The sequence below is a fragment of the Superficieibacter sp. BNK-5 genome (assembly GCF_047456055.1).
Classification (GTDB): Bacteria; Pseudomonadota; Gammaproteobacteria; order Enterobacterales; family Enterobacteriaceae; genus Superficieibacter.
Genome location: NZ_CP179893.1, coordinates 2,573,906 through 2,598,371, shown reverse-complemented (window position 1 = coordinate 2,598,371; position 24,466 = coordinate 2,573,906). Strand labels below are relative to the sequence as shown.

Here is a 24,466-nt window from a genome sequence, read left to right as displayed (position 1 = left end):
ATCGCCGGGTCGCGCTTTATTTCAGCCCCAGCGCGGACTTCATGGTGTAGAAAAGATCGGTTTGATCGGTCAGACCCACAACGTTAGCCGCGTGTGGTCCATACGCGGCGATACGCAATTGTGCTCCGGTATGTTCCATCGACTCTTCTTCCGAGTTGCCATATGTCATTGCCATCACCGCGCCATCTTTAGTGGTCAACGCCTGGGAAAGGCCCGGCGCTTTAGTCTCAGGGGCGATTATCTGACTGGCATGAGCGTGGTCGGCGGTGACGATCACCAGGGTATTACCGTCTTTTTTGGCAAATTCCAGCGCCTTCTGTACAGCTTCGTCCAGATCCACCGTTTCACCGATTTGTCCGCAAGGATTGGCCGCGTGATCCTGTTTATCAATCGACGCGCCTTCTACCTGCAGGAAGAAGCCTTTTTCATTGCGGCTCAATAATTCAATCGCTTTGCTGGTCATCTGCGCGAGGGTGGGATAACTGCTGTTGCGCTCCGGATTAGGGGCGCAAGTTACTGCGGGATTATCCAGGTTGCCATGCAGCGTCGCTTTGGGTCCCTGCCAGCGAACCGGCATATTGCCAGCAGAGAACAGACCCAATAGTGGTTTGTTCTGATCTGCAGCACCGATGGCATCCAGTGAGGATGCATCAAAAACTAACTGATAGCCACGCGCCTGTGCCTGTTCAAACAGGCTTTTTCCCTGCCATTCTCCAGCGGTTGCCAGTTCGGTAAAAGTTGTCGCGCCACCGCCGAGAGTGACATCAGGACGGGTATTCAGCATTTGCTCGGCAATCGATCCTTTCCCACCTTTATCCAGCGCATTGGCAGGACACAGCGTGCTGGTCAACTCAGGGCCGTAACATTTACGCGAAGTGACATGTGACATTAGCGCCGCAGGGGTCGCATCTTCCAGTTCTGCCGTAGAGACATTGCCGGTTGCCAGCCCTGCTATTTTTGCCATTTCCAGCAGCGTTGGGTGGTCCTTTTCGTGAATATCGACGCCCAGCGCGCCGTTATAGGTTTTTACGCCAGTACTCCAGGCGGTTGCTGAGGCGGCTGAATCCGTCACGTAATCCGGTTTCCCACTTTTTTTGTCCAGTGCATAGTGGGTATATTGTCCGGTCAGCGGTAACGCATCAATACCTTTAAAATAACCGCCAGCACCTTCCGCATAGTTTCGCGCCGAGGTTATTTCCGAATCGCCCATGCCATCGCCAATAAGCAAAATAATATTTTTAGCAGGTTTATTATTTAATGATGCACGCAATGCCTCCGTTTGATCTTCACTAAGGCGGCGCGCTCCGCCAGGCAACGTGATATCGCCCTGTGCACCCCGATTATCCAGCACGGGTATTGATGGCGCTTGCGCCCAGCAAAAGGAAGAAGTTAACAGCGGAAATAACGCGATAAAAATGGCGGAATGTTTCACTTATACAGTCTCCATGTAGAAATAAATAAAACACGGAGACTGTATAAACCTGAAATGACAAAACGATGACAGGGTTATCGTTTTATTGCTATCAGAAGCGGGGATGCCTTAACAGCTTTTTTACGTATTGTCGCAGGAGTTCACTATCACCGTCAGGAATGGAAGGTTGCGGGCTGGCACCATCCATCGCAGACTCAACACTATGTATAAGCTTTTGCTGTTCATCCTGTGCCATATGGCGCACCAGCGCAGTAACAACAATTTCGAGCGCTTCAACCTGCGCCAACAGTTCCTTTGATTCTTCTTCCTTTTCCCCCAGTTTGACCATTAATTCCGCAATAAGATTTTTCATGGCGCGATGTCCTTACGAATCCGGTTAAACCTGTGATTAAGCCGTGCTAATAAATACATGAGAATGCGGGTTATTTCAAGACAGCCGCGTCATTTTGCGCGACCAGTCATGGAGACGCTATTGTTATCAACAAAATGTAAAATGAGCATTTAATTTTACATTTTGTTGTTTTCAGGATTCATTAATAACGCAGCCTATTTTCGCCACATTAAACCCACGCTAAAAAGCGATTAACTCACGGTCTGTACACAAGTAGCGATGAGATTACGTGTTCTGTCGGGTGCGCCGCAACATAACGATCAGTTGCCACAGGTTAATCAACACCACGATAGCGGTAGCAAGGAATACCCAGCGGAACCCGGCAACGGCGGAGACTGAAGCGCCAATCAATGGCCCTGCTACGTTGCCCAGATACATAAAAGACTGGTTGTAGCCAAAAATTCGTCCCGTCACCTGATCGCTGCAATATTTCAGCAGCAGCGTCTGCACAGCAGGCAACATTGCGCCGTCGGCAAAACCAAGCATGAAGCGCAGGATCCCAAGCTGTAGCGGCGAAGTGACAAACGACATAGCGAAAAACATCACCACCGCGCAGCATAACGTCGCGACCAGAATACGCGCGGTGCCAATGCGGTCGCCAAGCTTGCCGAGCCGGGGCGCGGAGATAAGCGCTGAGACACCGGGCACCGCGGCAATCATACCGCTTAAAAAAGCGATGTTATCGCTGTCCGGACGCATTGATTTAATGAACAGCGCCAGGATAGGCCCAATGGAACCGTTACAGAGCTGAATAACCATGGTGGTGACAAACAGGCTGATCACCAGCCCGGGATAAGGCAGCGTAGCGAAAACCGCTTTACCGCTCAGGCGGTCAGCTTTATTCACCTGCGGCCTGACTCCTTCTTTAATCAGGAAAAGCGTGACCAGAAAACTCACGGTGAGCAGGATGGCGGTAATAAAAAATACCGCGCGCAGACCAACATGATCCGCGAGAAAACCGCCGAGCAGCGGCCCGCCAATCACGCCGCTGATTTGTGCCGTCGACAGGGTGCTCAGCGCCCAGCCGCTGCGCTCACGCGGTACCTGTGAGGCTACCAGCGCCATAGCGTTGGGTATATACCCGGATGTCAGACCCATTACCGCACGCAGGAAAAAGAGCTGCCAGACGTTAGTGGCGAAGGCCTGGAGCAGGATCGCAATCGCCATACCCAGCGACGCGCGAAGCAGCATCAGTTTCCGGCCTTTGCGATCGGCCAGGCTGCCCCACATCGGCGAGACGATAGCCGAAACCAGAAACGTCACGCTGAAGGTCAGGCCAGACCACAGAGAAAGCGCCTCATGTGAGGTGACGCCCAGTTGTGAGACATAAAGCGGCAGGAAGGGTAAAATTTGGCTGATCGCCAGCCCGGTAAAAAAGCAGCCGAGCCAGACCGAAATAAGATTAACCTTCCAGGATTCCATAAGCGTATATAGTAATTAAGTTTTTACTCATCAGCCGACAGTGTAACAAGTTATGCTTCGTCCTTCAGGACCAGAGATGCGTTTTACGCATTTTGATACCATTTCACTTTATCGGCACAGGCCATATCCACGCATGCCAAGATGAAAATGGTTGGCATGCGCGGCGTTATATTCCGGCCCCAGACCGTTGCCGTAATAATGGCAGCTGCTGGAAAGTAACGTGCGTAAAAAGGGCTGCGTTTGCGGGTTGGGCCAGCCTTTCAACACCGTTACGCGTTTACCATTGGCGAAGCGAAAACCGCTCACATCCAGCGCTTCCGCCGTCGCATGTTCGCTCAGACGGGCATTTTCACGATGATAAATATTACGACAGGCATAGCTACCAAAATGATCAATCTGCCGCAGCGGGCTGCCAATAAGCTGCTGCGCAAGCGGCCTGGCCTGCTGTTCAACAAACAGTGCGCTACTGAGTGCCAGAGGGCAACTGGCGAGAAAACTGCTGCTCAGTCTGACATCACCAAAATCACGCACTCGCACGATATTGGTTAACGGGCAGGTCCCGGCACTGTCGGCCACCGCCTGAGTGGTAATAAGGTGTTGCTTATTTGCCTGCGCCAGTAATGACTGGCACGCATCTTCAGAAAGTCGACGTAATTTGATTTGCGTGATGCGCCCCGGAGGATCGGTAAGCTGAAGCGGCGCAAACGGATTGTAGTATGAGGGCAAATAGCGATATCCCCACCACGCAGCGCCTGCCAGTATGACGAAAACAATCAAGCCTTTTCCTTTCACTGCACCTCCTTTATCGATTTACTTAAGATTATGGCAGAAGGGCTGATTTTGACGTGATATGTTATGGGTTTTACGTTTATCAGGGATCAGTGTGGAAATGGCTAAGTTGCGGGTAGGTATCGTTTTTGGTGGGAAATCAGCAGAGCATGAAGTCTCATTACAATCGGCAAAAAATATTGTCGAGGCGATTGATATATCACGCTTTGAGGTGGTGCTTTTAGGAATCGATAAACAAGGCGGCTGGCATATTAATGATGAAAGCCACTATTTGCTGAACGCTCACGATCCTGCGCACATCGCGCTCGCGCCTTCCACGACTACCCTCGCCCATATTCCCGGTAAGCAAACGGAACAATTTATTGATGCCGCTAACGGGCAGTTGTCTGCCAGCATCGACGTTATTTTTCCCATCGTCCATGGCACGCTGGGAGAAGATGGTTCATTGCAGGGCCTGCTGCGCATTGCTAATTTGCCCTTTGTCGGCTCGGACGTATTAAGCTCCGCCGCCTGCATGGACAAAGATATCACCAAGCGCCTGCTGCGTGATGCCGGGCTGGCTATTGCTCCTTTTGTGACGCTGACCCGCGCTAATCGCCACGCCGTAACCTTTGCCGACGTTGAAGCGCGTTTTGGCCTGCCGCTCTTCGTGAAGCCAGCGAACCAGGGGTCCTCTGTTGGCGTCAGCAAAGTGACCAGCGAAACGCAGTACCAGCAGGCCGTTGCACTGGCGTTTGAGTTCGATCATAAGGTTATTGTCGAGCAAGGCATTAAAGGGCGTGAAATCGAATGCGCCGTGCTGGGGAATGATTATCCCGAGGCCAGCACCTGCGGTGAGATTGTGCTTAATAGCGAGTTTTATGCTTACGACACCAAATATATTGATGATGGCGGCGCACAGGTCGTGGTCCCGGCCAATATTGATGCGGCTATTAATGACCACATTCGTGACGTCGCGGTTCAGGCATATCAAGCGCTTGGATGTAGCGGCATGGCGCGGGTGGACGTTTTCCTCACCGCAGAGAACAAGGTGGTGATTAACGAAATTAACACCCTGCCCGGCTTTACCAATATCAGCATGTATCCTAAGTTATGGCAGGCCAGCGGCCTTGGCTATTCTGCGCTAATCACCCGGCTGATCGAACTGGCTCTGGAGCGTCATCGCGCCAACAGCCAGTTAAAATGCACGATAACTCCCTAATCCTTTGTCGCCGTCGTCTCTTCTTCGGGGCGGCGGCGAATGATTAATCCGGCCAGCCAGAAGCCGATAACCCAGGTCACCAGCCCGACAGCGTAAGTTTGCCAGCCCTTCGCCTCAAATCCCAATAGCCCCACCACACCATTCAAAATAAAGATCAGGCCAATCGCAAACGCGTAATAGTGCCAGTCACGACGGATTTTTACAGGCAGCTTCATGACAACTCCGACAGAGGAAAAGCGCATCCTCGCATATTTTCAGCCGGGAGTCTGTGCCCGGTGCGGAAATTCTTAAAAGCGGCATAAGTTAAACTTAAGTTAAAAATTTGTGACACAACACTAACTTATGAAACCAGGAGAATTCCAGCGTCGAAATTACCATGAATCTGATATTGACAACGGTAATGACCTGTCAAACTAAGCATCAGTACGGGCATGAAGTCTGAAAGAATGCGTCCGGGAGGTCGGTATGACAGAGTTCACCTTTTCCAAACCTATGTTGCGTGGAAAAAAGAAAGATCGGTCCACTCCAGGGAATATTGCATACGCGCTATTCGTATTGCTCTGCTTTTGGGTGGGTGCACAGATGCTTAATCTGGTGGTGCATGCGCCAGGCGTGTACGAGCAGTTAATGCAAATACAGGATACCGGTCGACCGCATGTTGAAATGGGGCTGGCGGTGGGTACCCTTTTTGGGCTGGTACCCTTCCTGATAGGTTGTATGATCCTTGGCGTTGTGGCATTGCTTCTGCGGTGGCGTCACTATGGTTAATTCTGCGCCATGCATTTAGCCCGTCGATCATCGACGCGTTTTGCGAACCATGCGGTCGTGAGATTGCGCGTGATCTTCGGGCTTTCCAGTTGAATACCTGGTAACAATTCCTTCGGTAAGGCTTTCCCGCTTTTTTTCTCCGCCAGTTTGAACACCCCACGATAAAGATCGGTTTTCTCAAAAGCGAGTGAGTCGCCTTTTTCAAGTTGATTGCGGATCTCGCTATCGCTCATCTCAAGCTGCCCCGCCAGCTTTCTTACCGCCAGTTCTGTTTTTCCCGCCTCACGACTGTCGTAACGGATTAAATCACCGTCCAGTGCCAGCTTCACACCGCTGGCTTTGCTGACCGCATTCTGGAATGCGGCGTTGCGGCTGGCGTACCAACCGGCGTTAAAATCGGCGAAGCGGTAAAGTGGCGCAGAATAATTAGCAGGATAATTTAACAAATGGTATGTGCCAAACCACAGGCCGCCACGCAGGGTAAATACCTCCTGACGCACAGTACCCTCCATTTTCCATGGATAGCCGCGCGTGTGCTCCTGGGCAAAAGCAATGCTGACCTGCATCGGCCCGCCGGTATGGACCGGATTAAATGAACCAAAAAGCTGCTGACCGAGCGGCACGGTATCAATTAAATCGTCGAAGATCGCGCTGAGTTGTTTTTCAGTTTTAACCGTATCCAGCCGGTCACTGTAGCTCTTGCCATTGGGTGATTTTATCTTCAGCGCGGTATGCACCAGCAGCGCCGGAATGTGTAGTTTTGCCGCACGACGTTCGATTTCCTGCCAGGCAATTTTATTCAGGCCGGGCACGGCAGGATCGGCCTGATAGTTTGATTCCTGCTGTGCGACGGCCAGCACCGAGCAGACGTTTTCTTCCGTTGGGGCCAGCTTCTGACTCTCAAAGGTGCGAGCAAGGGTCTGTGCCCATTCATCACGATTTTTAACACTGGCCGGCATTTTTTTCTTCACCAGACTTGCCACATCAATGGCCTTTTCGCCTTTTTTCAACGGCGCTTTTTCTGTGCTACAGCCTACCAGGACCAGGGCGGCTAATACGGTGATTACGGCAGAGCAAGTGTACGGTGCGGCCATTATTCAGGCATCCCTGTAGTTAAAAATACGTGTTAACAGCCTCTCCTGCGTCCGGCTGATCCAGTTCGCGTTCAAAGCTGCGCAGACGTTTATAAATCGACATCAACTCTACCAGAGTAGGCCATGAATTGATGAGATACTGGAAGGATTCGCGTACCTGGCCAAAGACGTCGAGGATCTGGCGCATCAAACCCAGTGTTACTGTACCGGCAACAATGGACGGAAACAGCAGGAACAAACCGAAAACATTATCCACCTGCAGGTACAAAATGCGGGCAATATTGAAATACATATAGTGAAAATAAAGGCGAAAATAGTTCTGCCGCACCGCCGCGAACAGTTCATACAGGGTCGGTGGCGTGGCGCGAGTCGGATCGTCTTCGCCGTACACCAGCTCCTTACGATACGCCGCCTCGCTGCGCTGGTTTTTAAACTCCAGCCCTGGTAGCTTAATGCCGACCGCCGCCAGCAGAGTGGTACCCAATAACGCCCAGACGATCCCGGCGATCACCAGTCCATAGTGCAGACGTCCAATCACCGGTAGTTCAGGAACGTGTGCTGACAGCGTGACCAGCACGGGGAGAAACGCAATTAAGGTCACTATCGCGTTCAAAAAACTGACGCCCATATCTTCAAGCGTGGAGGAAAAGCGCATGGTATCTTCCTGCACGCGCTGAGCAGCCCCTTCAATGTGCCGCAGTTTTGGCCAGGAATTCGTATAGTATTCGTTCATTGCGCTACGCCAGCGAAAAACGTAATGGCTAATGAAGAAATTGTTCAACACGCCAATGACCACTGCAATCAGCGCGATACCGAGGAAGGTAACAATGCCATGGTAGAACTGTTCAATATTGACCGAATCCGGCTTGCTCAACGCCTTTTGAATCAGATCATAAAAAGGACCCGACCAGGCGTTTACGGCCACACCGACTTCTACCAGAAACCAGGTGACAAAAATAATCAGTGCCGTGCCCCAGATGGACCAGCGTTGCCAGCGATGCGGACAGTATTGCTGCCAGAACAGGGCAAAAAGCGCGACGCAAACTGCATAGTAAGCATAAAACACCAGATAGCCAGCAGACCAGAATCGCGCAGCGCTGATGGGTGCGTCAGCAGTGGCGGAAAAAAGATGCAGCAGCCAGGCCCCACCTTCGGTTTGCCAGAACAGCACGGCGGCCAGTCCCCAAAGGAAAGCAGAGAGAAAAAATGGCCCCGGTTTCGGGAAAAAAGAGTTAAACATATGTGCTCCCGGATGGATCCTATGATGATCGTTCACGCTACAGGTGGCGCAGCATTCGCCGCAAAACAGGCCTGAAGCGTAAAGCGTTGTTCTCTGACGATGCGTGAGGAATTGTATCGACGGGTTACAGGCGATGCGGCGTTCAGACCGACGTAAATGCCTGAGTCGGGACCGCTTTACTGTAAAAAAATGCGTTGTTTTTCCGGGGTTCGTTTTTTCCCTTATCGATCTGCCTGAAAGACGCTTTGCAACGGCGGATTAAGTAGTATAAATAGGCATAGTTTTCTCAATTCATTTATGGATCCTCTCGTTGAAACGTTGTCTTCTCTTGTTAGCCGCGCTTTATGCGGCCGCGGTGCCAGTCACTCATGCCGCACAAACCTCACCCGATCCGGTTTTTGCCTCTGATATTGTTGATCGTTACGCTAACCATATTTTTTATGGCAGCGGGGCGACCGGGATGGCGCTGGTGGTTATTGATGGTAATCAGCGCGTATTTCGCAGCTTTGGCGAGACGCGACCGGGTAATAACGTCCGTCCTCAGCTTGACTCAGTGATCCGCATCGCCTCGCTCAGCAAATTGATGACCAGTGAAATACTGGTGAAGCTGCTCGATCAGGGGGTGGTAAAACTGAACGATCCGCTGAGTAAATACGCCCCGCCTGGCGCAAAGGTGCCCACCTATAAAGGCTCGCCCATTACCCTGGTCAATCTGGCGACGCATACCAGTGCGCTTCCACGTGAACAGCCCGGCGGTGCAGCGCATCGTGCGGTCTTTGTCTGGCCGACCCGTGAGCAGCGCTGGAGCTGGCTTTCCACCGCGACGCTAAAATCCGCGCCTGGCTCTCAGGCAGCTTATTCTAATCTCGGCTTTGATTTGCTGGCTGACGCACTGGCGAACGCCGCAGGTAAACCTTATTCGCAGCTTTTCGAGCAGCAAATCACCCGCCCGCTTGGAATGAAAGACACCACCTTCACGCCGTCGCCGGATCAGTGCAAACGTTTGATGGTCGCGGAGAAAGGTGCCAGCCCGTGCAATAACACACTGGCGGCGATTGGCAGCGGCGGCGTGTATTCCACGCCCGACGATATGATGCGCTGGATGCAGCAGTTCCTTTCTTCCGATTTCTATACCCGTAATACTCAGGCAGACAGAATGCAGACGTTGATTTATCAGCGTAGTCAGCTGACCCGCGTAACGGGAATGGACGTGCCAGGCAAGGCCGATGCGTTAGGAATGGGCTGGGTGTATATGGCCCCGAAAGATGGCCGGCCGGGGATCATCCAAAAAACGGGTGGCGGTGGTGGATTCATCACCTATATGGCGATGATCCCCCAGCATAATATTGGCGCTTTTGTGGTGGTCACTCGTTCGCCGTTGACTAAATTTGTGAATATGAGCGACGGCGTAAACGATCTGATAAGCGAGCTGAGCGGTAATAAGCCGCTGGTCGTGCCCGCTTCTTAACTTAATAGTCATAAGGCAGACGGTTGATATTAACCAGTTTGCCTTTATGCATTTCGATGTAGCTTCCGCGACGCAGCGCTGAGAGCACCTCAGCAATGACGGAGCGGGAGACGCGTGTCCGCCGCTGAATATAATTAATCACCCCAATGCGGGAACGTAACGCGTCGTCCCATTGCGCCATTGTTAATAGCGTTGAGCGGATCTGATTATAGTTGCTGGTGCCTACCAGATGGATATCGCGTTTTTCCAGCAGTCGGTGCTGCCAGGTCATCCAGTAAAATGCCTCGCGCCACAGCCCGCCCTGCTCCAGCAGCGTCAGCGTGGCTTCTGCGGGCAGGTAATAACCACTGCACTCGCCCTCCGCCACTAAAATATAGTCGCTGGTATTTTTTATCGCGCCAGCAGAGAGCCCGACAATGAAGGGAGCGTTGGCGAAGCCAAGCAGAATATCGTTGTATTTACGGCTTAATGAGATGACGCCCTGCTGAATGACAATGGTGTAATTTTGCGTTTGATCGCCCTCAACGGCAATGATCTCACCTTCGTTGCACACGAAGCGGGTGCCATGAGCGGACAGGTATTTATCAAGCGCGTTGAATTCGTTTAACGGTTTACTCAGAGTAGTCATGTCTATGCCTTCCTTGCGAAAAATGCCCGTCATATCCATGACAGGCATTGTGACAAAAGGGTAAAACAGGGGAGTTTCCTCCCCTTTGCACCTGATTACCAGGTGTATTTAACACCAGCATTTGCTGCCCAATCCTGGTCAACATCGCCGCCACCGAGGTAGGTAACACCGGTATAACCGCTGAAGTTTTTGGTGAAGCTGAACTGTCCGCCCGCACCAACACGTACCGCCGAACCTTTAACGCCGTTATCAATGTTATCGCCATTGAAGTCGGAATCGTTGTCAGAGTCGTCGTATACGTAGGCCAGGTTGAAGTAAGGAGTCAGCGCCTGGTCACCGTAGTTGAAGGTGTAACCTGCATTCAGACCCGCTTCATAGCGCAGGCTGTCGTAATCCTGACCACCGACGTTGGCGTCGTTGCTCAGACGATAGCTGTCGCCAGACTGGAACAGACCATTGATGCTGGCGTAAGGCGTTACATAACCTGCATCATTGATTTTCCAGTCGTAACCCAGTTTCAGGCCAAAGCCCCATGCATCAGCAGTGGTGTTGCCATCAACATATGCGCCGTTGCTCATGGTCGCAGTCAGGTCGTTGTCGAAACGGCTGTAGCTCAAGTTGCCATCAACAAAGATGTTGTTAGCGAAGCGAGCAGAAGAGTAGATGTAGGCAGACTGGCTGTCCTGATCTACCTGACCGGTACGGTCGCTCATGTCGCCTTTCGCGAAGGAAGCCGCAGCACCGACGATCCATTTAGCGTTGTTACCATCAACTTTGGTATCAACACCGACCATGATGCCGTTAACGTCCTGATCGTAGTTGATCGTGCCGTTATCAGCGTCGAAGCTACCACCGAAGTAGCTCACCCATGCGCCGCCGTTGTCATCAAAGCCATGACGAGAGCTGGTCAGACGGTCGGACAGAGTATCCTGTTGCAGGTTCCAGATGTTGGTGTTTGCAGAAGGAATGCTCAGTGCCATGTTAGCGTAGTCGGTCAGCTCCATCTGGCGCAGAACAACAGTGTTGCCTTCCTGCTGTGCCTGATAGGTGTAAGCACCCAGGTCAGCTTTGTTGGCAGCGCTGAAGGTAGCGTTGGTGTTTACATCGTTGACATAGATAATTTCTTTACCTTTGTAGTCAGCGATAGCGCCAGCGCCGGTTGCGTTGTCGATACGAACTTTGTAGTTACCGGTTGCAGCTACAACATTGTCTACAGAGCTGTTATCCAGTTCGTCGCCATTGTTGATATCGCCGTTACCGTTGATGGTCAGATGACCGTCAGAGTTCATCGCGATAGTACCATAACCGTAGTTAGCCTGAGTGGTATCCCAGGTACGGTCGTTCACCAGATCGGCGTTCAGTACATAGTCGCTGCTATGGATGTCGAAGACACCGGAAACAACGTGGTTGTAGTTGTCAGCAATATTGCCGCTGGTCAGTTCAAGAGTATCAGTCTGGAACGGATTGTCATCAAACTGATCAACGTTCACATCCAGCACGCCGCCGTTGGTCACGGTGATGGTGTTAGCGTACAGAGACGGTGCATAGCTATATGCCACAATTGAATTATCTTCACTGGACAATGCAACGGTACTGTAGCTGTCGATAGTCAGATGATCGGTTGCTACCTGGCCTTCATCACCAATGTTCATGGAAGAACCATTGGTCAGGCTGATGGTGTCAGAGATCAGGCTGGATTCAGCAACGTTAACCTGAGAACCATTGTTTACCGCTAACGTATCAATGTTAGATTGGTTAACAGTATCCCATTCAGAACCATTGTTCAGCGTTACGTTGAATACGCCGCTCTGGAATACCTGATCGTCAATCGCACGTCCCCAGTCGTTAGCTTCAACCACTACGCCTGGGTACTGGCTATTGCCGGTGACATCATACCAGTCAGCGGAGGCAATAGAATTCTCATCAACGTTGTTCATAGTAGCAGAACCGACCCACTTACTGCCGTTGTCCAGCGTAATGTTCAGTTCATCAACGTTCAGAGAGTCATCGGCCCAGCCACCGTTGGTGTCCAGAACACCATCGCCATTGCTGTCATGACCATGCGGATAGAAGTTTGCATTCCATGAACTATTAAATACAACATCGCCCAGCAGCGTGGAGTTGCTGAAGTAAACGTTGTTTTTCATCGAATAGTCAGAAGCTGAATTATCGCTGAAGTACATCGCAACATCGTTAACGCCGCCGTTGCCAGTGTAATCGCTTGGCTCGGCTGAATTGCCGTAGAAACCGGTGTTTTCCAGCGGCGTCACTGCACCAGAGGTCACTGTAGAATTAGTAACGTTGATGTTGTTGTCCCAGGTATGGGACTCAGTGGTGTAGGTAGAGTTAGTAGTGTCACCCTGTACCAAGCTGATGCCTGCAACGCGAGAGTTATTGGAAATATTAATGTTGCTTTCTACATCAAGCTGGACAGCCAGACCAAGACCTGCATCTTCACCTAGAGCCGTATAGAAGGTTTCATTTGTATATTTCGTGACGTCTCCATCCAGATAAGAATCTGTGAAATAGAGCGCCTCATAATCATCGTCAATGGTAGAGTTAGCGATGTTCAGCGTAAAGACATCACCATCATGCCACGTTGTGTCGATAACATCGTCGCCAGCCTGATAGAAATAGTAGCCGCCATCATAATCAGTACCGCCATTATAACCGTAATAACCGTCAGGCAGCATTGAGGTGATTGAACCATGAATTACTGAGTTAGCAATATCCAACTGGTTCGCGTTACCATTTGTACCGTCAGTATAATCGTGGTTCAGATAGTAAGTAGAAATTGTGCCGTTAACGGTATCGCCGTTGAAAGACTGATCGAAGTCACCGTTAGCATTGTTGTAATAAACAAAGCCGTTATAGGTAACATAGTTGCCGTCAGAACCCGGCGCATCCATATTTGACCAGTCAAGCGCAGTTGTAGCGTTATCGTGATACCCCCAGGTATCATAAGTTGTAGCATTTGCCTGAGAAGCGATCGCCAAAGTGCAGGCCAATGCTAATTGAGATACTACCAGTTTCTTTTTCCAGGTTTGCATTTGTCATCCCTCCTCAGGGACGTAATCTAGTTGGTCCATCAATAATTAATGCAATCAAAATAAGTAATGTTACATTGCAACCCGAATTATGCGGTTTTAAGGGTAGAAGGTTCAATTAATCTTTGCCCAAAGTCCGAAATCGGACAAATTATCTTTAAAGACAAGCCACCTCAAAATTAAGAACAACTTAAAACCCCTAAATATCTTACAAAAACCCCTTAAAAAGCATTAGGTTAAAGAAATAAATACATTGACCACTTAATATTATTCCCATAAATACATAAAAAAGCATTCATAAAATAAATAACAAAAATTGTTCACTTGAAACTGCAAAAGCATGGAACAAGGAGCAGCACGCCGCTTGCCCCCTTGAAAATCGTCAGCCATTAATTGCCCACCACCATTAACCGAATATATAATAGATAATATTGAAAGCCGTATTTATATTCACTCAAACTATTTAAAAATATTTCAGCGCCGCGAGAGATGACTGTAATCAGTGGAATTGCCGGACGGCACGGTTAAACGGCAACTTTAGTAAAACACAATAGAGATAATTCAGGTACAATAACATCATATTTCACAAACATCAGGCATATCATGACCGATTTAATCACTCGCCCCCGCCGCCTGCGCAAGTCTCCCGCGCTGCGCGCCATGTTTGAAGAGACAACACTAAGCAAAAACGACCTGGTGTTGCCGATCTTTGTTGAAGAAGAGATTGATGAGTACAAGGCCATCGAGGCGATGCCGGGCGTGATGCGCATCCCCGAGAAGCATCTGGCGCGCGAGATTGAACGCATCGCCAACGCGGGGATCCGCTCGGTAATGACCTTCGGGATCTCCCACCACACCGACGCCACCGGCAGCGATGCCTGGAAAGAAGACGGTCTGGTCGCGCGTATGTCCCGCATCTGCAAACAGACGGTGCCGGAGATGATCGTGATGTCCGATACCTGCTTCTGCGAATATACATCTCACGGCCACTGCGGCGTGCTGTGCGAGCACGGCGTGGATAACGATGCAACCCTTGCCAACCTCGGCAAGCAGGCAGTCGTGGCCGCCGCCGCGGGCGCGGATTTTATCGCCCCTTCCGCCGCGATGGATGGACAAGTTCAGGCGATCCGTCAGGCGCTGGATGCCGCTGGATTTTTTGATACGGCGATCATGTCCTATTCAACCAAGTTCGCTTCTTCCTTTTATGGTCCGTTCCGCGAAGCCGCCGGGACCGCGCTGAAAGGCGACCGCAAAACCTATCAGATGAACCCGATGAACCGCCGGGAAGCGATCCGTGAGTCGCTGCTGGATGAGGCGCAGGGCGCGGACTGTCTGATGGTTAAACCGGCGGGTGCCTATCTGGATATTCTGCGGGATATTCGGGAACGCAGCGATCTGCCGCTGGGCGCTTATCAGGTTAGCGGTGAGTACGCGATGATTAAGTTCGCGGCACAGGCTGGTGCTATTGATGAAGAGAAAGTGGTGCTGGAGAGTCTGGGCGCGATTAAACGCGCGGGTGCGGATCTGATTTTTAGTTATTTCGCGCTCGATCTGGCGGAAAAGAAAATCCTGTAAGATTTGGTGTGGCGCTGCCCGGCGGCGCTACGCTTGCACGGGCCTGCATCAGGCTGGCGTAAAAGCGTAAGTCAGGTGAGGCGCGGGTGGTAACAAGCTTGCGCCATCCGCCGTAAAAGCGGATGGCGCTGCGCAATTAGTTGTTTACCGGAATGACTGCGCCTTTATATTTGGTGCGGATCCAGTCCTGAATCTCTTTTGAGTGCAGTACCTTCACCAGTTCCACGATGTCTTTTTTCTTCTCGTCGCCGCGATGCACGGTAATGATGTTGGCGTACGGGTTGTTCTCACCACTTTCTACGGCGATAGGATCGTGAACCGGATCCAGACCAGCGTCGATGGCGTAGTTAGCGTTGATCACCACCGCATCACCTTCGTCATTGTTATACATCTGCGGCAGCAGCGCAGCTTCTACATTCGGCTGGAACTGCAATTTTTTCGGGTTATCCACGATATCGCTGATACGTGCATTTACTTTATCGATGCCCGGTTTCAGCTTGATCACGCCCTCTTTTTCGAAAATGGAGAGGATACGCCCTTCTTCAGACACCGCATCACGCATAATCACTTTCCCGCCCTGCGGCAGATCCTTCAGCGATTTGTATTTTTTAGAGTAAATGCCGATCGGCTCAATATGGATCGCCCCGGCACTGACGAAGTCGAACGTCTTATCGCCAGCATGATCTTTCAGGACGCTGTTCAGATAAGGGATGTGCTGGAAGTAGTTGGCGTCGATGTCGCCGCTGGCCAGCGCGGTGTTCGGCAGGATGTAGTCCTGGAACGGTTTGATTTCGAGATCGATGCCTTCTTTCGCGAGGATCGGCTTCGCCTGCTCCAGAATTTCAGCGTGCGGCACGTTGGACGCGCCCACGGTCAGGGTATCGGCCCAGGAGGCAAAGCTCATGGCGCTTAAGGTTGCGGCGGCGATCAGTGTCAGTGTTTTCGTCATGATGTTGGTTTCCGTATTATTAGCGTTTGTCTAACAGAGAGGTAATAACGTCGCCGCAGAACTGGATGATGAAGACGACGATCAGAATAGTCACCGTCGCCACCAGCGTGACGTCGCTATGGTTGCGCTGGAATCCTTCCAGATAAGCAAGATTCCCTAATCCACCGGCACCAATGACCCCTGCCATCGCGCTGTAGCTGACCAGCGCAATCAATGTCACCGTAATGCCTGACACCAGGGCAGGAGAGGACTCCGGCAGTAAAACCCGAAAAATTAAAGTACTGAGACGTGCACCCATCGATCGCGTGGCCTCAATAACGCCTTTATCCACTTCGCGCAGGGCAATCTCCACCAGCCGCGCGTAAAATGGAGCCGCGCCGACAATCAATGCTGGCAGCGCCGCATTGGCACCGAGAATGGTGCCGACAATCGTTTTGGTAAACGGGATCAGCAGCACGATTAAGATAATGAACGGAATGGAGCGAAACACGTTCACGAGAATCGAAATCACGCTGTAGAGCGTACGGTTCTGGAACAGGCCGCCCCTGGCGGTTAAAAACAGTGCCAGCCCGAGGATAATCCCCAACACAAAGGTTGCGATGCCGGAGAGCGCCGTCATGTACAACGTTTCCTGCGTGGCCGCCCACAGCTGGTCCCATTTCAGATGGGGTAAAAGTTGATCAAGCATGTTTAACCACCTCGCATTCAATACCGCTGTTGTGCAAATCCGCGAGGATGTTATTCAGTTGATCCTGGTTTGCAATTACGTGAAGCCACAGTTGCCCAAACACGCCGTGGGCGGTTTGCGACATCTTGCCGTGCAGAATATTAAACGGCAGACCGTAACGCAGGGTCAGTTCCCCCACTATCGGCTGATGGGTATTTAATCCGGTAAACGTCAGCTTAATGACCGCACCAGCCAGATCGCTGGTCAAATCCGGGTTAAACGCTTCCTCTTCTTTATATTGACTTACCTGACGCACAAACTGCTGAGTGATCGGCTGCTGCGGACGGGTAAATACCTCCAGCACCTCGCCCTCTTCCACCACTTTGCCGTTTTCCATCACCGCCACGCGGTCGCAGATCTTCCTCACCACGTGCATTTCATGGGTGATCAGCACGATGGTCAGCTTAAAGCGACGATTAATATCCAGCAGCAAATCCAGGATCTGATCGGTGGTCTGCGGATCCAGTGCCGACGTCGCTTCATCACAGAGCAGGACGTCCGGACTATTGGCCAGCGCGCGGGCAATGCCAACGCGTTGCTTTTGTCCGCCGCTAAGCTGGGAAGGATAAGCGTCTTCCCGCCCGGTTAGCCCCACCAGCTCAATCAGCTCCGCCACACGGGCACGAATTTGCGCTTTCGGCGCGCCAGCGATTTGCATGGAAAAGGCAATGTTTTCCCGCACGGTGCGCGACCACAGCAAATTAAAGTGCTGAAACACCATGCTGATTTTCAGCCGGGCCTGGCGCAGCGCCTCGCCTTTTGCCGACGAGATCTCGTGCCCATTGATGGTCACACTGCCCGAGCTGGGTTTCTCCAGCCCGTTTAACAGACGGATCAGCGTGCTTTTTCCCGCGCCGCTGTAGCCTATAATGCCGTAAATCTGCCCCTGTTCGATTGTTAAATCTACGCTGTCCACGGCGACCACGGGCGTCTTACCGTGGTCAAAAATCTTCGAAATATTCCTGAGTAGGATCATCTTATCTGGTTACCCGATGCTTCTTATCTGTTGCGTAATTATGATGCGAACGGCAGTTTAGCAGTATGGACGTCCATATGATAGTAATCAGCCTAAATTATCTTTTAAATAAACAGATTGATATTAGTTATAACAAAAGGCGCTATAGAGCAGCGTTAGCGGCTTCGCTGGCTATGAGAGAATTCGGCAAAGCATATATGCGGCCTGAATAACGTCTCTCTGAGTAAGACGGCTGATAGCGCTGTAAAGCGCATTCTTCCGCTGCAAGTAGCCATCTATCCATACGCACCCCCGCACGGCTTTCCTTCCTGATGTCCAATTATTTGTTTATATTACCTTTTCGCATAAATCCCAGAGAAAGATTCTTTATCAGCGCTTTTTTGCGCATCTACTATTCCGCCATGTTCTTAAATGCTGGTGGAATACCATGACCGTTTTTCATTCTGTGACCGATTTAATCGGCAATACGCCGCTGCTCCAGCTACATAAGCTGGACAGCGGACCGTGCGAACTGTTTTTAAAACTGGAAAACCAGAACCCCGGCGGGTCGATTAAAGACCGGGTCGCGCTGTCAATGATTGCGCAAGCCGAGCGAAAGGGTCTGCTCAAGCCTGGCGGGACGATTATCGAAGCAACGGCAGGCAATACCGGCCTCGGCCTGGCGCTGATCGCCGCGCAGAAAGGCTATTCGCTGCTGCTGGTCGTGCCGGATAAAATGAGCCGCGAAAAAATATTTCATCTGCGAGCGCTTGGCGCGCAGGTGTTACTCACCCGCTCGGACGTCGGCAAAGGTCATCCGGCTTACTATCAGGATTATGCCCGGCGGCTGGCGGATGAAATGCCCGGCGCGTTTTATATCGATCAGTTTAACAATGCCGCCAATCCGCTGGCCCACGCCACCACTACCGCGCCGGAACTTTATGAGCAGCTGGACGGACGTATTGACGCCATCGTGGTCGGCGTCGGTTCCGGCGGCACCCTTGGCGGATTGCAGGAGTGGTTTGCTGAGCACTCTCCGCATACGGAGTTTGTGCTGGCCGATCCGGCAGGCTCTGTCCTTGCCGATCAGGTTGAACACGGTCGTTATGATGACGCTGGCTCCTGGCTGGTCGAAGGTATTGGCGAGGATTTTATACCTCCCCTCTCGCATCTCGACGGCGTAAAACAGGCACTGCGCGTGACCGATGGCGACGCGTTTACCGCCGCCCGGGAATTACTCAAAGTTGAAGGCATACTGGCAGGCTCCTCTACTGGTACGCTGCTCACCGCCGCGCTGCGCTACTGCCGGGCGCAGTCCACGCCGAAGCGCGTCGTGACCTTCGCCTGCGACAGCGGCAATAAGTACCTCTCCAAAATGTTCAATGACGACTGGATGCGCCAGCAGGGATTTATTTCCCGTCCGCAGGCAGGCGATCTCAGTGATTTTATCGCGCTGCGTCACGATGAAGGTGCCACCGTCACCGCTGCGCCGGACGATACCCTAGCCACCGTGCTGGCCCGCATGCGTCTGTACGATATCTCTCAGCTTCCGGTGCTGAACAACGATGAGGTGGTGGGGATTATTGATGAGTGGGATCTGATTAGCCACGTCAAAGGCGACAGCCAGCGTTTTGCCCTGCCGGTTAAAGACGCCATGACCCGCGAGGTAGAAATTATCGACCGCCGCGAGCCGGAAAGCGCTCTCAAACCCATTTTCGATCGCGGCCTGGTCGCGATTATTGTCGATAACCATCGTTTCCTGGGCCTGGTGACCCGCAGCGATGTGTTAACTACCTGGCGTAACCGCCTGTCATAACAGGGAACTCCTATGAAAAACTTAGCCACCCTTAGCGTTCACAGCGGCGCCTTTAACGATCAGCACGGCGCGGTCATGCCGCCAATTTATGCCACTTCTACCTTTGCCCAGCCTGCGCCGGGCCAGCATACCGGCTACGAATATTCACGCAGCGGCAACCCGACCCGTGATGCGCTGGAGGCGGCCATCGCTGAACTGGAAGGCGGCAGCCGCGGCTATGCGTTTGCCTCCGGGCTGGCCGGGATCGCCACCGTGCTCGAACTGCTTGATAAAGAGAGTCATATCGTGGCGGTAGACGACGTGTACGGTGGAACTTACCGCCTGATCGAGAACGTGCGAAGTCGCACTGCCGGTCTACAGGTGAGCTGGGTGAAACCAGACGATTTACAGGCGATTGAGGCGGCGATCCGCCCGCAAACCCGAATACTCTGGGTAGAAACGCCGACCAACCCACTGCTGAAACTGGCCGACCTGGAGGCGATTGCCGCCATTGCCAGACGGCATAATCTGATTAGCGTGGCGGATAACACCTTTGCCTCACCGATACTGCAACGCCCGCTGGAGCAGGGTTTTGATATCGTCGTGCACTCGGCGACTAAATACCTCAACGGCCATTCCGATGTCGTGGCGGGACTGGTCGTGGTCGGCGATAACCCCGAACTTGCGGAAAAGCTTGGCTACCTGCAAAACGCCATCGGCGGCGTGCTTGACCCGTTCAGCAGCTTCCTGACGTTGCGCGGTATTCGCACGCTGGCGCTACGTATTGAGCGTCACAGCAGTAACGCGCTGGCGCTGGCCCGCTGGCTGGAGCAGCAGCCGCAGGTGGAGAAAGTGTGGTATCCGGGGCTGGAATCGCATCCGCATTTTGAACTGGCGCGCAGGCAGATGTCGCAGGCGGGCGGGATGATCTCCATCGTAGTGAAGGGCGATGACCAGCGTGCCACAGCGATTATCCAGAAACTGAAACTGTTCACCCTGGCTGAGAGCCTGGGCGGTGTGGAAAGTCTGGTCAGCCAGCCCTTCAGCATGACCCACGCCTCCATTCCGCTGGCGCAGCGGCTGGCGAACGGCATTACGCCGCAGCTTATTCGTCTGTCGGTGGGTATTGAAGATCCGCAGGACTTAATCAATGACCTTCGTCAGGCTCTGGCGATGTAAACTCATTCAATTTACCTGGTCATAACATCGCGTTTACTTATAGTTTTTCTGACATAAATAAGAACTTTTTCTTCTTTGTGGTCGATGAAACATTGTGGGAGCGTAGCGCTACAAAACAAAAACAGGGTATGCAGAGGAATCTATGGCACATCAATTACACACAATAAAAACGCTGGCGCTGGCGTTGAGCCTGTTAACGTTTGGCTCCGCCGCTCATGCCGATCAACTGGCGGATATCAAAACCGCTGGCGTAGTAAAAGTGGCGACGTTTGACGCCAACCCGCCGTTTGGCTCGGTGGATCCAAAAAGTCACGACATCGTCGGCTACGATGTGGATTTCGCGAAAGCACTGGCTAAAGCGCTTGGCGTGAAGCTGGAACTGGTGGCGACCAACCCGGCGAACCGTATTCCGCTGCTGCAATCCGGTAAAGCGGATCTGATTGTCGCGGATATCACCATTACCCCGGAACGCGCGCAGGTGGTTGATTTCTCTACGCCGTACTTCGTCACCGGACAGCAGTTCCTGGTGCCGGCGAAATCCCCGGACAAACTGGATGAGTACAGCCGCGCCCGTATTGGCGCGGTAAAAGGCACCACCGGCGAGCAGGCGCTGCATCAGCGTTATCCGCAGGCTCGCGTGCTGGCCTATGACGATATTCCGCTGGCGCTGACCGCGCTGCGTAACGGTAACGTGCAGGCAATCACTCAGGACAGCACCATTCTTGCGGGCCTGCTGGCGGAAGCGCCGGACAAGGCGAAATTTAAGATCCTGCCGGATCTGCTGAGTAAAGAAGAGATCGGCGTTGGCGTGAAGAAAGGCGAGACGGCACTGCTGAAAGCGGTGAATGACGAGCTGGTGAACCTGGAGAAAAACGGCCAGGCCGCCAAAATTTACGATACCTGGTTTGGTCCTTCCACCAAAACCCCACAGCCACGTTCATTTACTATCGAAGCAAAGTAATATGTTGTCAGGTTTACTCTCCCAATCCGCAGCAGGGCCTGCGGATTTTTCACGTCTGGAAAACGCCAGCGTTGAGTTTCGCGATGTGGTGAAAGCGTTCGGCGATCACCGCGTATTAAACGGTATCAATTTAACGATTAACCCCGGCGAAGTGGTGGCGATCCTCGGCCCTTCCGGCTCCGGTAAATCCACGCTGATTCGCCTCATTAATCAGCTCGAATCGCTGAGCGGCGGCGATATTCTGATCGACAATAAATCGACCCGCCAGTTGCAGGGACGCGCGCTACGTCAGCTTCGCAGCCGGGTGGGATTTGTGTTCCAGCAGTTTAATCTGTATGCCCATCTTAACGCGGTACAGAATATTTCCCTGGCGCTGGAGGCGGTGCACGGCTGGAAAAAAGCGGATGCCGAAAAGCGCGCGCTGGAACTGCTACATCAGGTTGGACTGGCTGACAAAGCGCAACATATGCCGTCGCAGCTTTCCGGCGGCCAGCAACAGCGTGTGGCGATTGCCCGCGCCCTTGCCTCCTCGCCGCAAATCATCCTGTTTGACGAGCCGACCTCGGCGCTGGATCCGGAGATGATCGGCGAAGTGCTGTACGTCATGAAAACCCTCGCGCACAGCGGGATCACGATGATCGTAGTGACCCATGAGATGCAGTTCGCCAGGGAAATCGCCGACCGGGTGGTGTTTATTGACGGCGGCGATATCTGCGAAGTGGCACCCCCTGCGGAATTTTTCACTCAGCCACGCCATCCCCGCGCCCGGCGTTTTCTGCAGAAGGTGCTGGACCCGCTGCACCAGGAGCGCCCCGAGTGATACCGCTACTTGACTGGCATGGGGTGCTGACCGGGCAACCCCTGCAATGGATTATTTCCGGTTTTCTTACCACTCTATGGGTCACGGTGGCGGGTATCTTGCTGGCGACGGTGTTAGCGGTGCTGTTTCTGGCGTTACGTCTGGCAGGAGGCCGCATCGGCAATGGTCTGGTCGCCGTCTGGGTCTCGCTGTTTCGTAATACGCCGCTACTGGTGCAGCTGTTGTTCTGGTACTTCGCCGCCTGGAACCTGCTGCCGCTGGCTTTCCGCGACTTTATTAATGCCGATCATCGCTGGTCAATTCTGCCGGGCGATGTCTGGTGGCTGACGCCGGAGTTTATCTGTTCGGCATGGGGACTGGGCGTGTTTACCTCCGCCTTCCTGATTGAAGAGATTGAATCCGGTCTGCGGGCGGTGACGAGCGGACAGCGTGAGGCGGCGCTGGCGCAAGGGTTCTCCACGTGGCGGCTTTTTCGGCTGATCCTGTTACCGCAGGGGCTGGCAAACGCCTGGCAACCCATCATCGGACAGTATCTCAACCTGATGAAGCTCTCGTCGCTGGCAAGCGGCATTGGCTTCGCCGAGCTAACCTATCAGGTGCGCCAGATCGAAAGTTATAACGCTCACGCGCTGGAAGCCTTTGCCGTTGGGACGGTGCTTTATCTGTTAACCGGTATTATCGCCGGGGCGATTCTGGTCCGTCTGGGTCCGAAACATGCCCGCGTTGCAGCAAAAAGGAGGAATGCCTGATGCTGGCGAATATTACCGTTATTAGCGATAACCTCGATTATCTGCTGTGGGGACGGCTGGCTGACGGCGAGCCAGGCGGCGTGGTACTGACGCTGCTCATGGCGCTGGGTGCCGGGATCCTCGCCCTGCCCGGCGGCATTGCGCTGGCCTGCGCTGCGTGGCGCTATCCCGGATTCATACGGCGAATCCTGTTTTTGTGGGCCGAGCTTATTCGCGGCATTCCGCTGATTTTTGTCATCTTCTGGCTGTGGTATTTGCTGCCGATGCTTACCGGCAGCGATCTGCCCGGCGCGGTTACCGTTACGCTGGCGCTGGCATGGTTTACCGCCGCCTCGGTGATGCACTCGGTGCTGGCGGGGCTTCAGGCGCTGCCGGCCGGCCAGTATGAAGCCGCGCAAACGCAGGGTTTTAGCCCCGGCCAGACACTACGGCTTATTTTGCTGCCGCAGGTGCTGCGCAACGTGCTGCCCTCGCTGGTCGGTATTTTTATCAGCCTGATGAAAGACACTTCGCTGGCGTTTATCGTTAACGTACCGGAACTCACCACCGTCGCCGGGCAGGTTAATAACCGGGTACAGATCTACCCCACCGCCATTTTTATTTTTACCGGCGTAGTGTATTACCTGCTGTGCAGCGGCCTGGGCCTGTTGGCAAAACGCTGGCAGCGGCGCGATGTTCGCGCCTCGCTGGCGCGGGGGTAGTCGGCACGTCAGGCAAAAGACGAGGCGATGAGAATTTTCCGGACTTGCTACACACTGGCATAAGGACTCCTATACTTAAGATACACACGTACCTAAGGAGCCTGACATGTTTGAGAAAGCTGAGAACAAAGTAAATGAAGCCGCAGGTAAAGCGCAGGAAGTATTTGGCCGCGCGACTGACAGCCATGATGACACCGTGAAAGGTGCCACGCGCAAATACGCATCGCAGGCAGGCTATGCGGTACGTGACGCAGCCGATACGGTACGCGATCAGGTTTCGTCTAATCCGCTGGGCGGTTTAGCTATCGCGGGTGCGGTCGGGATTGTGCTGGGTTTTCTGCTCGCCCGTAAATAATTTACGTGCAACGTTATCTTCAGGGACCGCCTCAGGGCGGTCCTTTTTTATGCCTGCGCATTGCCATCTGCCCGGCGGCGTTGCGCTTGCGCGGGCCTACAATGCACTTAATCCATTGATATGACGTGACTTTGTAGGACGGGTAAGCGAAGCGCCACCCGGAAGGTTGCCCGTGCTGGCAGGTTAACGGCCTTTTTGCCACTCTCCCGATAACGATGTC

23 protein-coding genes are annotated in these 24,466 nt (G+C 52.9%); 11 read left to right on the top strand and 12 right to left on the bottom strand.

The features are described 5' to 3' along the window. Positions 1-16 precede the first annotated feature (16 nt). The 4 genes from phoA to ACMGGS_RS12490 form a co-directional block, all read right to left on the bottom strand. Positions 17-1,432, bottom strand: a complete 1,416-nt coding sequence (gene phoA / locus ACMGGS_RS12505; RefSeq protein ID WP_414162934.1) for an alkaline phosphatase — start codon at positions 1,430-1,432, stop codon at positions 17-19. 91 nt (positions 1,433-1,523) lie between these two features. Then, positions 1,524-1,784 (bottom strand): anti-adapter protein IraP, encoded by a 261-nt coding sequence (gene iraP, locus ACMGGS_RS12500; RefSeq protein WP_414162933.1) that lies wholly within the window; start codon positions 1,782-1,784, stop codon positions 1,524-1,526. Between the two features lie 264 nt (positions 1,785-2,048). Next, positions 2,049-3,245, bottom strand: a complete 1,197-nt coding sequence (locus tag ACMGGS_RS12495; RefSeq protein WP_414162932.1) for a multidrug efflux MFS transporter — start codon at positions 3,243-3,245, stop codon at positions 2,049-2,051. Between the two features lie 108 nt (positions 3,246-3,353). Beyond that, positions 3,354-4,037, bottom strand: coding sequence for an extensin family protein (locus tag ACMGGS_RS12490; RefSeq protein WP_414162931.1), 684 nt, complete (start codon positions 4,035-4,037; stop codon positions 3,354-3,356). A 97-nt stretch (positions 4,038-4,134) separates the two neighbouring features. Here ACMGGS_RS12490 and ddlA point away from each other — a divergent pair, with 97 nt between their 5' ends. Beyond that, entirely contained in the window at positions 4,135-5,235 is a 1,101-nt protein-coding gene (gene ddlA, locus ACMGGS_RS12485; RefSeq protein ID WP_414166264.1) for a D-alanine--D-alanine ligase, read from the top strand. Here the strand turns inward: ddlA and ACMGGS_RS12480 are convergent. After that, on the bottom strand, positions 5,232-5,450 hold the full coding sequence (locus ACMGGS_RS12480; protein WP_414162930.1) for a DUF2754 domain-containing protein: 219 nt from the start codon (positions 5,448-5,450) through the stop codon (positions 5,232-5,234). The two genes, ddlA and ACMGGS_RS12480, sit on opposite strands and share 4 nt — an antisense overlap. A gap of 250 nt (positions 5,451-5,700) precedes the next feature. Between ACMGGS_RS12480 and ACMGGS_RS12475 the strand changes: the two genes are divergently transcribed. Continuing rightward, on the top strand, positions 5,701-6,003 hold the full coding sequence (locus ACMGGS_RS12475) for a DUF2755 family protein (RefSeq protein ID WP_276163959.1): 303 nt from the start codon (positions 5,701-5,703) through the stop codon (positions 6,001-6,003). On the opposite strand, the gene ACMGGS_RS12470 is transcribed toward ACMGGS_RS12475, so the two are convergent. Continuing rightward, positions 6,000-7,097, bottom strand: coding sequence for a DUF1615 domain-containing protein (locus tag ACMGGS_RS12470; RefSeq protein ID WP_414162929.1), 1,098 nt, complete (start codon positions 7,095-7,097; stop codon positions 6,000-6,002). The two genes, ACMGGS_RS12475 and ACMGGS_RS12470, sit on opposite strands and share 4 nt — an antisense overlap. A gap of 19 nt (positions 7,098-7,116) precedes the next feature. Further along, positions 7,117-8,337 carry a peptide antibiotic transporter SbmA gene (sbmA, locus tag ACMGGS_RS12465; RefSeq protein WP_414162928.1) on the bottom strand — a complete coding sequence of 407 codons (1,221 nt, stop codon included), beginning with the start codon at positions 8,335-8,337 and terminating at the stop codon, positions 7,117-7,119. Between the two features lie 310 nt (positions 8,338-8,647). Here sbmA and ampH point away from each other — a divergent pair, with 310 nt between their 5' ends. Further along, entirely contained in the window at positions 8,648-9,805 is a 1,158-nt protein-coding gene (ampH, locus tag ACMGGS_RS12460; protein WP_414162927.1) for a D-alanyl-D-alanine-carboxypeptidase/endopeptidase AmpH, read from the top strand. A 1-nt stretch (position 9,806) separates the two neighbouring features. Here ampH and ACMGGS_RS12455 read toward each other — a convergent pair whose 3' ends face one another. Next, the gene (locus ACMGGS_RS12455; RefSeq protein WP_414162926.1) at positions 9,807-10,433 is read right to left on the bottom strand and encodes a helix-turn-helix domain-containing protein; all 627 of its coding nucleotides are present in this window, start codon (positions 10,431-10,433) and stop codon (positions 9,807-9,809) included. A gap of 95 nt (positions 10,434-10,528) precedes the next feature. Continuing rightward, positions 10,529-13,483 (bottom strand): autotransporter outer membrane beta-barrel domain-containing protein, encoded by a 2,955-nt coding sequence (locus ACMGGS_RS12450; RefSeq protein WP_414162925.1) that lies wholly within the window; start codon positions 13,481-13,483, stop codon positions 10,529-10,531. 600 nt (positions 13,484-14,083) lie between these two features. Here ACMGGS_RS12450 and hemB point away from each other — a divergent pair. Beyond that, the gene (gene hemB, locus ACMGGS_RS12445) at positions 14,084-15,055 is read left to right on the top strand and encodes a porphobilinogen synthase (RefSeq protein WP_414162924.1); all 972 of its coding nucleotides are present in this window, start codon (positions 14,084-14,086) and stop codon (positions 15,053-15,055) included. Positions 15,056-15,191: 136 nt separating this feature from the next. On the opposite strand, the gene ACMGGS_RS12440 is transcribed toward hemB, so the two are convergent. From ACMGGS_RS12440 to ACMGGS_RS12430, 3 genes are read right to left on the bottom strand one after another with little or no spacing between them, the layout of a single operon-like run. Further along, complete coding sequence (locus ACMGGS_RS12440) at positions 15,192-16,004, bottom strand: MetQ/NlpA family ABC transporter substrate-binding protein (protein WP_414162923.1); 813 nt, start codon at positions 16,002-16,004, stop codon at positions 15,192-15,194. A 19-nt stretch (positions 16,005-16,023) separates the two neighbouring features. Next, positions 16,024-16,692, bottom strand: a complete 669-nt coding sequence (locus ACMGGS_RS12435) for a methionine ABC transporter permease (RefSeq protein WP_276163953.1) — start codon at positions 16,690-16,692, stop codon at positions 16,024-16,026. Then, entirely contained in the window at positions 16,685-17,707 is a 1,023-nt protein-coding gene (locus ACMGGS_RS12430) for an ATP-binding cassette domain-containing protein (RefSeq protein WP_176916849.1), read from the bottom strand. The genes ACMGGS_RS12435 and ACMGGS_RS12430 overlap by 8 nt, the downstream gene beginning before the upstream one ends. 427 nt (positions 17,708-18,134) lie before the next feature. Here ACMGGS_RS12430 and ACMGGS_RS12425 point away from each other — a divergent pair, with 427 nt between their 5' ends. From ACMGGS_RS12425 to ACMGGS_RS12395, 7 genes are all read left to right on the top strand, one after another. Continuing rightward, complete coding sequence (locus ACMGGS_RS12425; protein ID WP_414162922.1) at positions 18,135-19,502, top strand: pyridoxal-phosphate dependent enzyme; 1,368 nt, start codon at positions 18,135-18,137, stop codon at positions 19,500-19,502. Between the two features lie 12 nt (positions 19,503-19,514). Further along, positions 19,515-20,660: a trans-sulfuration enzyme family protein gene (locus ACMGGS_RS12420; RefSeq protein ID WP_414162921.1), complete on the top strand. Its 1,146-nt coding sequence runs from the start codon at positions 19,515-19,517 to the stop codon at positions 20,658-20,660. A gap of 142 nt (positions 20,661-20,802) precedes the next feature. Next, positions 20,803-21,621, top strand: a complete 819-nt coding sequence (locus ACMGGS_RS12415; protein WP_414162920.1) for an ABC transporter substrate-binding protein — start codon at positions 20,803-20,805, stop codon at positions 21,619-21,621. Position 21,622: 1 nt separating this feature from the next. Next, positions 21,623-22,441 (top strand): amino acid ABC transporter ATP-binding protein, encoded by an 819-nt coding sequence (locus ACMGGS_RS12410; protein WP_414162919.1) that lies wholly within the window; start codon positions 21,623-21,625, stop codon positions 22,439-22,441. Next, on the top strand, positions 22,438-23,190 hold the full coding sequence (locus ACMGGS_RS12405) for an amino acid ABC transporter permease (RefSeq protein ID WP_414162918.1): 753 nt from the start codon (positions 22,438-22,440) through the stop codon (positions 23,188-23,190). Before ACMGGS_RS12410 ends, ACMGGS_RS12405 begins: the two co-directional genes overlap by 4 nt. Beyond that, on the top strand, positions 23,190-23,891 hold the full coding sequence (locus ACMGGS_RS12400; RefSeq protein ID WP_414162917.1) for an amino acid ABC transporter permease: 702 nt from the start codon (positions 23,190-23,192) through the stop codon (positions 23,889-23,891). Before ACMGGS_RS12405 ends, ACMGGS_RS12400 begins: the two co-directional genes overlap by 1 nt. Before the next feature lie 106 nt (positions 23,892-23,997). Next, on the top strand, positions 23,998-24,246 hold the full coding sequence (locus ACMGGS_RS12395; protein ID WP_414162916.1) for a glycine zipper domain-containing protein: 249 nt from the start codon (positions 23,998-24,000) through the stop codon (positions 24,244-24,246). Positions 24,247-24,466 lie beyond the last annotated feature (220 nt).